At 70.6% G+C, this 10,432-nt stretch carries 19 protein-coding genes; 2 read left to right on the top strand and 17 right to left on the bottom strand.

All coding sequences use genetic code 11. The features are described from left to right. The 16 genes from E1298_RS38305 to E1298_RS38230 all read right to left on the bottom strand — a co-directional run. The coding region (locus E1298_RS38305) for a hypothetical protein (RefSeq protein WP_207945086.1) at positions 1-774 on the bottom strand (774 nt) is incomplete at its 3' end. A gap of 99 nt (positions 775-873) precedes the next feature. Beyond that, positions 874-1,725 carry a DUF2303 family protein gene (locus tag E1298_RS38300; RefSeq protein ID WP_131902266.1) on the bottom strand — a complete coding sequence of 284 codons (852 nt, stop codon included), beginning with the start codon at positions 1,723-1,725 and terminating at the stop codon, positions 874-876. After that, on the bottom strand, positions 1,722-2,099 hold the full coding sequence (locus tag E1298_RS38295) for a hypothetical protein (protein ID WP_131902264.1): 378 nt from the start codon (positions 2,097-2,099) through the stop codon (positions 1,722-1,724). Before E1298_RS38295 ends, E1298_RS38300 begins: the two co-directional genes overlap by 4 nt. Then, positions 2,093-2,404, bottom strand: a complete 312-nt coding sequence (locus tag E1298_RS38290; RefSeq protein WP_131902262.1) for a hypothetical protein — start codon at positions 2,402-2,404, stop codon at positions 2,093-2,095. The genes E1298_RS38295 and E1298_RS38290 overlap by 7 nt, the downstream gene beginning before the upstream one ends. Continuing rightward, on the bottom strand, positions 2,394-2,765 hold the full coding sequence (locus E1298_RS38285; RefSeq protein WP_131902260.1) for a hypothetical protein: 372 nt from the start codon (positions 2,763-2,765) through the stop codon (positions 2,394-2,396). Before E1298_RS38285 ends, E1298_RS38290 begins: the two co-directional genes overlap by 11 nt. Beyond that, the gene (locus tag E1298_RS38280) at positions 2,765-2,977 is read right to left on the bottom strand and encodes a hypothetical protein (RefSeq protein WP_131902258.1); all 213 of its coding nucleotides are present in this window, start codon (positions 2,975-2,977) and stop codon (positions 2,765-2,767) included. Before E1298_RS38280 ends, E1298_RS38285 begins: the two co-directional genes overlap by 1 nt. Next, complete coding sequence (locus tag E1298_RS38275) at positions 2,974-3,342, bottom strand: hypothetical protein (protein ID WP_131902256.1); 369 nt, start codon at positions 3,340-3,342, stop codon at positions 2,974-2,976. The genes E1298_RS38280 and E1298_RS38275 overlap by 4 nt, the downstream gene beginning before the upstream one ends. Beyond that, the gene (locus E1298_RS38270; RefSeq protein WP_131902254.1) at positions 3,339-3,929 is read right to left on the bottom strand and encodes a hypothetical protein; all 591 of its coding nucleotides are present in this window, start codon (positions 3,927-3,929) and stop codon (positions 3,339-3,341) included. Before E1298_RS38270 ends, E1298_RS38275 begins: the two co-directional genes overlap by 4 nt. Beyond that, positions 3,926-4,138, bottom strand: a complete 213-nt coding sequence (locus tag E1298_RS38265; protein WP_131902252.1) for a hypothetical protein — start codon at positions 4,136-4,138, stop codon at positions 3,926-3,928. Before E1298_RS38265 ends, E1298_RS38270 begins: the two co-directional genes overlap by 4 nt. A 2-nt stretch (positions 4,139-4,140) precedes the next feature. Next, positions 4,141-4,707 (bottom strand): hypothetical protein, encoded by a 567-nt coding sequence (locus E1298_RS38260; protein ID WP_131902250.1) that lies wholly within the window; start codon positions 4,705-4,707, stop codon positions 4,141-4,143. Beyond that, on the bottom strand, positions 4,704-5,927 hold the full coding sequence (locus tag E1298_RS38255; protein WP_207945085.1) for an AAA family ATPase: 1,224 nt from the start codon (positions 5,925-5,927) through the stop codon (positions 4,704-4,706). Before E1298_RS38255 ends, E1298_RS38260 begins: the two co-directional genes overlap by 4 nt. Then, entirely contained in the window at positions 5,927-6,163 is a 237-nt protein-coding gene (locus E1298_RS38250) for a hypothetical protein (RefSeq protein ID WP_131902246.1), read from the bottom strand. Before E1298_RS38250 ends, E1298_RS38255 begins: the two co-directional genes overlap by 1 nt. Next, positions 6,160-6,480: a hypothetical protein gene (locus E1298_RS38245; RefSeq protein WP_131902244.1), complete on the bottom strand. Its 321-nt coding sequence runs from the start codon at positions 6,478-6,480 to the stop codon at positions 6,160-6,162. Before E1298_RS38245 ends, E1298_RS38250 begins: the two co-directional genes overlap by 4 nt. After that, positions 6,477-6,992 carry a hypothetical protein gene (locus E1298_RS38240; protein ID WP_131902242.1) on the bottom strand — a complete coding sequence of 172 codons (516 nt, stop codon included), beginning with the start codon at positions 6,990-6,992 and terminating at the stop codon, positions 6,477-6,479. The genes E1298_RS38245 and E1298_RS38240 overlap by 4 nt, the downstream gene beginning before the upstream one ends. Positions 6,993-7,020: 28 nt before the next feature. Beyond that, on the bottom strand, positions 7,021-7,362 hold the full coding sequence (locus E1298_RS38235) for a hypothetical protein (RefSeq protein ID WP_131902240.1): 342 nt from the start codon (positions 7,360-7,362) through the stop codon (positions 7,021-7,023). After that, a complete protein-coding gene (locus E1298_RS38230; RefSeq protein ID WP_131902238.1) occupies positions 7,359-7,679 on the bottom strand; it encodes a helix-turn-helix domain-containing protein in 321 nt (106 codons plus the stop codon). Before E1298_RS38230 ends, E1298_RS38235 begins: the two co-directional genes overlap by 4 nt. Before the next feature lie 157 nt (positions 7,680-7,836). On the opposite strand from E1298_RS38230, the gene E1298_RS38225 reads away from it, so the two are divergent. After that, positions 7,837-8,502, top strand: coding sequence for a helix-turn-helix domain-containing protein (locus E1298_RS38225; RefSeq protein ID WP_131902236.1), 666 nt, complete (start codon positions 7,837-7,839; stop codon positions 8,500-8,502). A gap of 158 nt (positions 8,503-8,660) precedes the next feature. Beyond that, on the top strand, positions 8,661-9,113 hold the full coding sequence (locus E1298_RS38220) for a hypothetical protein (RefSeq protein ID WP_131902234.1): 453 nt from the start codon (positions 8,661-8,663) through the stop codon (positions 9,111-9,113). Positions 9,114-9,169: 56 nt separating this feature from the next. On the opposite strand, the gene E1298_RS38215 is transcribed toward E1298_RS38220, so the two are convergent. Continuing rightward, positions 9,170-10,258 (bottom strand): tyrosine-type recombinase/integrase, encoded by a 1,089-nt coding sequence (locus E1298_RS38215; protein ID WP_131902232.1) that lies wholly within the window; start codon positions 10,256-10,258, stop codon positions 9,170-9,172. Positions 10,259-10,432: the final 174 nt, after the last annotated feature.

Raw genomic sequence — 10,432 nt, 5'->3', positions numbered from 1 at the left:
AGATGGGTATAAGAGACAGGGTGTGGGCGGTGGCGGGGGGAGGAAGCGTGCGGGGTCGTCTCGGATGGCGCGGATGACGTACGGGAGCGGCTTGTCGACCTGTCGGCCGTCGAGGAGTTGTCGCCGGACTTTGGCGGCGTGGTCAGGCGGGCAGGGGCGGCCGGTTTGCTCGGTGAGGAGTCCGGCGATGGCGCCGTCGAGGTCGTTGTCGCTCGCGCGCACGTAGCGGTCCGCAGGATGACGATTTACAGAATCCCGGGAGGAACTACCGGAGGTAGTTCCTTCTGTCTCTGTATCTGTAGATGAAGATGCCATCGGTTTGCCATCGGTGACCGATCCGGGAGCTATCGGTTTGCCATTGGTGGGGCCATGGCTAGACCCATGGGTTGAGTTATCGCAGTGGGAGCACTCCGGGTCAGTGATGCCGCGATTGAGATGCCATCGGACGTGTCCGCCGTAGGTGCCGCCCTGGGAGCGGGCGGCCTTCATCTCCTCGACCTCGGCCGCGGAGCGCTGGTGCTCCAGGTAGTCATGGAATCGAACGGTGCGGTCGTCGAGCTGCTCGACGAGGCCGGAGTCGACCAGCTCGCGCCGGGCCTTGGGGGTGCCGCGCTTGTGCCACGTGGCGGCGGGCATGCGCCCGTCGGTGAGGTGTCGGGAGCACCAGCACCAGGACTCGACGAGGACCCGGAAAGCCTTGTCGCTCAACCCGTCGACCTTGGGATGGTCGGGCATGCCGTCGTGGACCCTGATGTAGGTCCGGGTGTCTGCCATGTGCGTGTGTCCCTGCTGGTCGTGCGGTTGGCGTGAGCGGGGGCGGCGGGGCCGGCCGGTAGGGAGCTCCGGCCGGACCCGCCGCGGTCAGGGGAGGGATCAGGTGGGCGGGGCGCCGCGCATGATCTGGACGCCGATCTCGGCCTCGACCTTCTCGACGACGGTCTTGACGGCTTCGCGGAGGTGTTCCTCGGGCCGGTCGAGGATGTACATCAGCCGGAGGTTGCCGCCCTCGATGCGGTGCCGGAGGCGGGCGCGGATGAGGTAGCGGTCGGTGTCGTCGAACGCGGCGAGCGCGACGGCGAACTCGTTGGGGACGGTGAGCTCGCCGCGGGCACCGCCGGTGGCGTCGGTGGTCTCCTCGTACTTGAGGCGGATGTCGCCGGACGCCTGGACGATGCCGGAGGAGAACGAGACCTTGGTGCGGGCCTGGAAGGTGCGGGCGATCTCCAGGACCTCGGCGGCCGGGACGGGCTGGGAGGCGAGGTCGTCGAGGTTGTCCTCCAGGAACTCAGCGAAAGCCACCTGAGGGAGCAGGCGCCGGTTCTGGGCGCCCCAGCGCTGCCATGCCTCGGTGGGGGTCAGGCGGAGCTGGAGGACGTGGTCGCCCCAGCGGGGCGCGTCGGGCTCGGGCTGGTGGGCGTCGAGGACGGCGATGATGAGGCCCTCGTCGAGGATGACGTAGACCTCGGAGTGCTCGTCGCTGTGCTTGCGGTAGTACTGCGCGAACGAGCGGACGTCGCGGACGACCGTTGTTCCCTGCTTGCGGCGGGGCCGGTCGGCGCGGCGGGCGTACTTGTCGGCGTCGAGGTCGACGACCTCCAGGCCGGTCGGGGTGTGGAACACGGCCAGTTCGCCGCCGGCCGCGGTGTCGAGCAGCGCGGGCCCGGCCGCCTGGCGGGCCTGCTCGACAATGGCGTCGTTCTCGGTACGGGTGGTGTCGGTGTTCATGCCTTCTTGAGGTCCTTCGGGTCGGAGGGGGCGTTCAGCTCGCGGAGGTTGAACTTGAGCTGTCGGGGGTCGTCGCGCAGGAGGTTGCCGTCGTCGTCGTAGAAGAAGACGGCGCCGACCGGCTCGGCCGCGGGGAGCTTGAGGTCGCTCTTGGCATGCACCATCAGCGCGGCGCTGTTGCCCTTCATCGGGGCGACCTCGACCGTCAGGACAAGGCGTCCCTTGCGGCCGGACTCGGCGACGGTGTTGACGAGCTGCTGAAGCTGGACGCCGGCCTCGTCGACGACCTTCTCTCGGCCGAGGTCGGCGAGGACGTCGGCGAACGGACGGACGCGGATTTCCCCGGTGTCCTCGTCGATAGGGGTGGTCACCATGTGCCTTTCTGGTAAGTGGGCTCGTATCTCTTGAGGGCGGTATCGACGCTGATCCCGACCCGCGCGGCAGTGATCTCGACGCTTTCGCCGGTGTCGCGGCAAAACGCGTAGTCCTCCATGCGGGCGTCGGCGACGGACTGCCGTCCGGGCGGGCGGCCGGCGGCGGCCTCGGCGAGCAGCTCGGCGAGCGCGTCGGGCGCGATGCTGGGCAGGGCCCGCGCGGCGGCGCGCGGCACGGGCCGGAGGCGCTCGGCCTCCAGCGCCAGAGCGCGGGCCGGGTCGGCGGTGGCCTGCTCATGGGTCACGGCTGGTCTCCTCGGGGGCGAAGAGGGCATCCATGCCGACGACGGCCTCGGCGTGCCGGGTGCGGGCGCGGGTGGCCGCGTGCTGCTCGGCGTCGTAGGACAGGTGGCACGCCTGGCACATGTCGCGCAGGTTCGCCGGGTCGCAGTGCTCGGGGACGTGATCGAGGTGCGCCACGGTGAGCACGACCATCGAGCGCGTCTCGGGGTGCGGACGGCCGTGCCACGCGCGGCAACGTCCGCGGTGGCCGCGCCCGCACTCGCCCTTGCACTCGCACCGGCCGCCAGAGCGGCGCCGGATGCTCGCGGTGATGTCGGGCCAGTCGGCCGGGTAGCGGAGCCGGTTCTCGGGACGGATCGGCATCAGAACGCGTCCCGACCGGGGTGGATGGCGAGGCCGGGCGGCGGCTCGTCGTACGGCTCGTAGTCGGCCGCCCGGTCGTACACGGGCCCCTCGTCGGGCACGTCGGTCGGTCGGGCGGCGATGCGGGCGAGGGACTGCGCCGTCCCGGTCGCGGTCGCCGCGAGGGCGTCCAGGACCCGGACGGCGGCGGGCGCGAGGGCGAGCAGCCTCACCGGGCACCCCCGGTGGCCTCGTCGAGGGACTCGATGGTGAACGTGCCGCCGTTGTTGCAGCCGCACAGGATGAGCCCGCGCATCTCGTCGAGGTTCACGGCGACCTCGACATCCCTCGACCGCAGGAACGGGCGGGCGTACTGGTAAATCCGGTCGGCGAGGACGTCGGCGTTGAGGACCCGGGCGACCAGCGGCTCGGGCGGGGCGGTACCGTCTCGGCCGCCCGTCCGGCCGATGCGCTGGAACGTCACCCGGTACGAGCGCTGTTGGGCACCGATCGCCTCGGCGAACTCGTCCGGAGGTGTCAGGATCGCGGCCTGGTCGGTGAGCCTCTTGGCCGCGCGGTAGTGCTCGGGGCCGGTCACATGCGTCCTTTCTTGTGCCGCGGGCCCGTCAGCGGGGTCGGCTGGGCGGAGGGGTCGGGCATGGTCTTGGTCGGGCCGGACGTGGCGACCAGCGCGCCGGGGACGTCGAGGCCCTCGCGGACCTGCTCGGCGGGGCCCGGCTGCCCGGACGGCACCGACACGGGCGCGGCGCTCTGGGCCGGGATGGTCGGGAATCCGCCGGTTGTCGAGGCGACCTCCTCGCGCGAGTCGGTGATGATCCCGGCGGGGCCCGCGAGGGGGTCGGGGTCGGGGCGCGGCCGGTCGACCAGAGGCCCGGCGGCCGGGGCGCTGGTGGGGTTCAGGCGCCGGATCAGCTCGTCGAGCGCGTCGGCGGCCTCGGCGGCGGCGCGGTGTTCGGAGTCCCGGGCGCTCCGGTTATCGCGGCGGCGCCGGACGTCGGCGAGCTGCGCGAGGAGTTCCTCCTCGACGCGGGTCAGGTCAGCGACGGTCGGCGCGATGGCCAGGTCGGCGGCGATCCGGTCGGCTTCGGTACGGTACTCGTCGCGCTGGAAGGTGAGCCGCTCCAGCACGCTCGGTGTGGGCCGCGGCGCTATCGTGAGGGTCACGGTCGATTGGTCCTCTCTGCGTGGGGGGTAGTGGCCGGCGGGCGTCCCGGGGGTCGCATCCCCGGGACGCCGTTCCGGCGGATGAGCCGCCGCCAGGGGCGGCGGGCGGCGATGCGGGCGCGGATCACGACCAGGCCGTCCGGGGCGGGCGTGACCGTGTTCGCGGCGAGCTGGAGCAGCTCGGCGAGCGTCCGCTCATAAGGGGTCACAGCTACGCGCCGTCTGCGGTGTCATCGCGGGCGGGCTGCTCGGCGGTCTCGACCAGGTACCGGCCGTCCGGGACGAAGTTGATTTGGAACGCGCCGGTCGGGTCGTGCTGGACGACCTTGGCGATCGTCACTTCCTCGCCGGTCTTGGCGTTGGCCAGGATGCGGCCGCCGTTGGCCTCGGCCTCCTTGACCTTCGCGGCACGCCAGACGGGCCGCACGCGGCGCGTGACCAGGTCGGGGCGGTGTTCACGCAGCCACGCCAGGACCTCGGGGTCGGCGAGGACCTGCAGGTCGGCGACGTCCTCGACCTCGTCGGGCTGGTGCTCCTCCACCGTCGCCAACAGCGCGTCCTCGTCGACCTGGGTCTCGACGGCACCCGCCTTGAGGGTGACGGTGGCGACCTTCCCAACCCCGGGCAGACTCACTGCGCACTTCTCGACGCCGTTCTCGGCGTAGGCGTCGGCGAGGGCCTTCTCGGTAAGCTTGCGGGCGTCCTTCTCCTCGGCCGCCGCGCGCTCGGCGCGGACCTTTGCCAGGATCGCCCTGCGGTTGATGTCGTGCAGGCTCATGCCGATGCCCCCGTGGTTGCGGTGTCCCGCTCGCCGGGCCGGGTGTTCTGGGCGATGTAGCGCTGGAGGGCGGCGATGACCTGCTCGGCATCGGCGCCGGTCAGTTCGCTGCTGGTGGTGATCTGGCGGCCGAGGATCTCGCTGGTGTAGGTGAGCCGGTCGAGGCGGTCCTCGAAGTCGCCGGCCTCGCGCCAGAGCGCATGCATGCGCCGGTGCTGGATCTCCTCGGCCGGGCCCTGCCGGGCGCGGACGGTACCGAGGTAGGCGATCAGGTCGCGGAGCGCGCCCTCGTTGCCCTGCCGGTCAGAGACGCTGTCCTCGGCCACGCCGAGCGCGTCCCCCTCGTGGGCCAGCTCGCGCAGCCTCCCCGGGTCGGTGCCCGGCTTGAGGGCCTCGTCGGCGATCTCCTGCGCCGAGCGTTCGGGCCCGCCGGTCGCCATGCGCCGCGGCGCGGCCTTACCAGGCACGCACTTGAGCACCTCGAAGATCAGCCATTCGAGAGTGAAGTTCGGCGCGGTGACGGGCCGGTCGACACCGGGCCGCACCCCAGAGTGCACGGAGCGCAGACCGACCACCATCGGCGCGGAGTCGCGCGAGAGCCGCACCCACGCGGACGCGTCGTAGGCGAGGTTCTTGTGTCCCTCGACCTTGTAGTCCTTGCGGCCCTGGATCGGCTGCCCGGAGGCGTCGAGCGCGGCGACGTCCTTCCCGCGCGCGGTCACGATCACGATCCCGGGGAAGGTCATGAGACTCGTCATCAGGCGGCGATGCCGGGCGCCGACGTCGTTCCACAGGTCTATGGAGATCTTGACCTCTTCGCCCGAAGGCAGCGCCTTACCCTTCTGCGCCAGACGGCGGCGGGCCTTCTGATCGGCGATGTCCTTGAGCTGGTCCCACTCGGCCGTAGCGGAGTCGATGACCAGCACCACGGGCGGGCGGCCGGCGGCGGCCTCGGCGGCGGCGACCTGGCGGACCTCCTCGACCTGCCCGACGATGTCGGGCCAGGTGCCGTCATGGTCGATGACCTCATAGCGGGCGCCGGGGATCGCGCCGTACTCGTCGGCCGCGCCCTCGCCCCAGTCGATCCAGTAGGTTCGCCCGACCTTCTCGGAAGCCGACAGCTCGGCAGCACACCAGGACTTGCCGGCCTTCTCGCCACCCTCGACGAGCACCAGCGGCCACGGAACGACGCCGGACGGCTTGCGGGTACGCGGCGCCATCAGATGGCCTCATCCGCGGTGAGCTCGTCGAGCAGGCCCTCGACGCGGGTCTCGTCCCGCTCGACCAGCGCGGCGCACAGGTGCGTGAACGTGTCGTCGCGGACGATCGGATCGGTGATCGTCGACAGCTCGGCGAGGTCGTCGACCACAGACATGAACGGCATGGCCAGCACGCGGCGGGCCAGGACGCGCAGGGTCTCGCGAGGCGTGCGGTCGATCTCGGTCGCGAGGCTCATCGGGTGCGCCTCCGCGTTCTGGTCGCCGCCGTCCGGGCGGCACGCGGGGCGGCCGGGGTGGCGGCGAGCACGAGGCAGCGCTCGTTCATCCACATCGGCGGCAGGCCCTCGCCCGGCTCGGGCTCGACGTGGACGATCGACACGATTCCCGCGACGGCGTGCGCGGGTTCGGTCACCAGGGCGACCCCGGGCGCGTCCCCGGACACGTCGGCGACGACGCGCGCCGTCCAGCCGGCCGAGGTGTGCCGGACGCGCGTGCCGACGGGCCAGCGGCCCGTGAGGGCGTCGAGCTTGCGACGCGTCTCCGGCGCCGTCATCGCACGACCGCCAGGGGCCGGGCGTCGACGAGGTCAGCGGGGAGCGCGTCGGCGACGGACGCGGCCAGCGCGCGGGCCCGGTGTTCGTCCGGGGCGGTCGCGTGGATCTGGACGTACTTCCCGCCGCGCCGCTCGACGATCGCCAGCGTCCCGGGTGCCTCGCCGAGCCCTCGCCGATGGACGGCGGTCGCGTCGAGAGTTTCGATCGAGACCGTGTGCCCGGAGAGGTCGCGGATGCGGGTGACGACCGGGTAGGCGGGCGGTGGCGCGGCGGGCCGGTGCCGTGCCGCCGAGCCGAACAGCAGCGCGCATGCGACTGCGGCGCCGGTGAAGGCGACCACGGCGAGGTACTCGCCCTCGGCCGCTGCGGCGCCCATGGCGACCGTGAACGCGGCGGACGCGACAGCGGCGCCGGACAGGGTGATGGAACGGCGTCGACCACACAGCGCGCCGACCGTTCCGAACGCGACCAAGCCCACCAAGAGCCAAGTCACGAAGGTGTTCGGATACATGGGATCTCGCTCCGTATCGGGTGGAGAGTCAGGAGGTTTCGGTCGCTCGCTTGGTGCCGCGCTTCTTTACGAGCTGGCCCATGTAGGCGCGGCGGGCGTTCTCGGCAGCTGCGGGGATGTCGGCCTCGGACACGACGCCTTCCGCGCGGAGGAGGGCGATCCAGTACTCAAGGCGGCCGGGCGAGTTGCGGCGCGCGGCCTCGGTGCGCTCGGACCTGATCGGCGTCCGGGCCCATGAGGTGTTCACCGCGATCCGGGCGTTCGTGCGGCGCGCTGCGGCGGCTGCCAGACAATCCTCGCCGCGGCAAGTCTGGACGTGGCCAGGGTTGACGGTGTTGCAGGTGCGGCAGGTCCAGCGGGGGCGGGTCACGAGGCGCTCCGCCTTGCAGGCGGCTCGTTCCGCATGTCCGACTGGTCGGTCGGCGTGGTTCGTTCGCCGTGCAGTGCGTGCGCCCCTGGCGCCGCGGCGTTTCTCGGTTCGCAGGCGGTCAACTGCTCGACGGGAACATCCAGGATGGCGGCCATCTTGGCGAGCAGGTCGGGCTGCGCGTTGCGGGTGCCGCCCTCGATCTCGCTGATCAGTGACAGGGACCGCCCCACGGCCCCGGCAAGCGCGGTCTTGGTGAGGCCGGCGTTCCGGCGTGCTTCGGCGACCCCCTCGGGGCACTGGTTGAGCTTGATTCGCATAATCAGGAAGGTACGCGAGAACCTTCGCGAACAGCAAGATCGTTCGCGAAGGTTCTTGAGAATCTTAGCGCGAACCTTCTTACTGGACGGCTAGACCGCCGTACCGGAGGCCCTGTGTGGCTGGACTTCGCGAAGGTTCGCGAAGGAAAATGGGGCCATGCAGGCTCCCGACAACGTGCCCCGCTGGGGCCGACTGATCGACGAGGCGCGCGATCGGCAGCGCCCAGCGCTTTCCCAGAACGAAGCCGCTCGACGGGCTGGGCTCAGCGGTACGCGCTGGCGGCAGGTAGTGGACGGCCGCGCCGGACCCATGGACAGCGCGCGTGGCGTGAAGACGGTCGCCCGGATGGCCAGGGTCGCCGGCGTCACACCCGAGCAGCTCGAAGAGGAAGGACGTCCGGACGTCGCAAAGGAACTGTCCGAGCTACTCGGACACCACGTCCAGACCGCCGGAGAGCAAGCCGCGCTGACCACCGAGACCTTGGCGTCCAGGTTGCCGCCGAGGGTGCGGCAGGTGCTAGAGGACGGTCAAGTCCAGGAGTGGCACCTGGTGGACGTCAGCTCCCCCGATTCCGACGACGTCATCATGGTCATGTGGGTCGGCCCGAAGCCCGAAGACGTCGACCGGGTCCGCCGCGACTTCGCCGAGCATCGCCTGCGTCGTCAGGCCGTACGTGAGGCGGCCACGGCCCAACAGGACAAGTGGGACGAGATCATCGCGCGCGAGGAGGCCAAACGCCGAGAGGCCCAGAGGGCCGGGGAAGCGGCCCCAGCGGAGGAGCCGGGCGAGGACCAATCTAACGGCACCTTTGACTCCGGCTAGATTCCGAGTTGCTTGTTGCCGTCGGGTGCGATGCTACCGAAAATAGGTTCTTGTCCGTTTTTGGTCGAAACTATGGCGCGGCAGGCCCGAAATATGGTCTTGTGGATCTCCGATACCTGTGACTCCCCGGGGGGAGGGCAGCACATTTGGAGTCGCCGATGCCGCCGACCGTCCGTTTCGTCCCCTACCGCGTGAATACGCCCCACGGCGCTCCCGTCCGGCTGGACTTCCACCCGGACGGCCTCATCGTGGTTCGGGTCCATCCCAAACTGAACCTGACCGACGTCTGCGACACCTTCACCTGGTACGGCACCCGGATCATGAACAGCCGCCTGTGGTCCCACCGCACGGCCGCCGGTCCGCTCAGCGTCCTCTACACCACCGACGACACCCTCCCGCGCGACCAGCCCGTGGAGTATGACGGAGAAGACGGCCCCGCAACCGTCCGGCTTCGCGCCGACCTGGACCTCGATGAGGCCCTCGGGCGCCTCATGCCGATGCTGTCGGCGGGGATGAACGAATTCTGGAACCTGGCGCCGTCCCGGCTGGGAACGTGGTGCCGGATCTGCGGGGCGCCCCTCGATGAGAACGGCGTGTGCTTCGTGTGCTGAGGTGCTGAATCGGCGCCGCCCGGTTCCCCGCTCCCGGACGGCGCGCTCATGTCCGGTCAGATCCGATCACCGGGCGATAGGCGTGCGTGCGCCTGCCGGGCTCGGGCGTCCGCGCGGGCCGCGGTGTAGTGCTGCACCATCGCCAGGGACTTCCATCCGCCGATCCGCATCAGGTCGAGAGGATCGCCGCCGGCGTCGAGGTAGGCGTCGGCGGCGGTCCGGCGGAAGTCGTGCGGGCCGATGCGCCTGCCGAGACCGGCCTGCTCGCCTCGCTTCTCGATCATCTGCTGAATGCCGGTCTTCCCGAACCGGCCCCGCTTGCCGAGCCAGAGCCACGGCTCGACGGTGGCGTCACGGCGTCGAGCTCGCGCCCTGATGTACCGGTCGAGGGCGGCGACCGTCTTCCGGCCGATGGGCGCCCAATGCTCGTCCCCGCCTTTCAGGACGATTCGGAGGACGTACCGGGAAAGGTGAACGTCGTGCGTTTCGTCGTCGTCGGGTGTGTAGCGAAGTCCGGCAAGTCCCTCGACCCTGACGCCGTTGTCCATCAGAATTCGGATGATTGCCGTGTCTCGCCGGTCCTCGAAGGTGTCGCCTTTACACGTCTTGAGGAGCGCGCGGAGCTCGTCATCGGTGAGTGGCTGGAATACCTTCTTGGACGGGTTCGGTTCGTCGTCGGAGTCGACGGGTGAGGGGGCCGTCCGCTCGTTCTCCTTTATGAGCCAGTTGAACATGGTTCGCAGCGTGCGGAAATGCTTGTGTGCGTCGGCGGCGCTGTTCTTGAGTCGCCGATGTGTGAGGTACAGCCGTATCTGTGCGGTCGTGATGTGCTCGACGCCGGACGCCTGGCGGAGCGCGGCGCGGCCGGTGACGTCCACGCCGGCCGGGCACGGCTGCCCGGCGTCCTCGGCCTGGTGGCACAGGCAGCGATCGGCGTCGAGGAGCCACGCGGCGAACGACCGGACGACCAGGTCGTAGACCTCGATCGTGTCATCGGAGAGGCCCCGTGCTCGCATCGATATCAGCCATGAGTCCCATGCGGCCATCAGCGGCAGGCCGGCCGGGACCTGTCCGGCCGGCTGGACCCGCGGACGGGATCCGCGGCGGCGGCGGGATGGGTCGAACTCGATGACGTGGGCTTCCATGAGGCACCTCCTGGAGGGTCGGGTGCCGGAACCCCCCGGCCTCCCGCTCCGGGGAAGCCTGTACTGAATCCACGGTGTACGATCGATGCCGGTTGCGCTGAACCGGTGTAACCGCAGGTAGATAGCAGGAGACCAAGGGGCCTTAGCTCAGTTGGTAGAGCACCGGCTTTGCAA

Origin of the sequence: Actinomadura rubrisoli, assembly GCF_004349215.1 — a bacterium.
GTDB lineage: Bacteria > Actinomycetota > Actinomycetes > Streptosporangiales > Streptosporangiaceae > Spirillospora > Spirillospora rubrisoli.
Note: the sequence above shows the minus strand (reverse complement) of the source record. Positions and strands in the feature narration are given on the sequence as shown.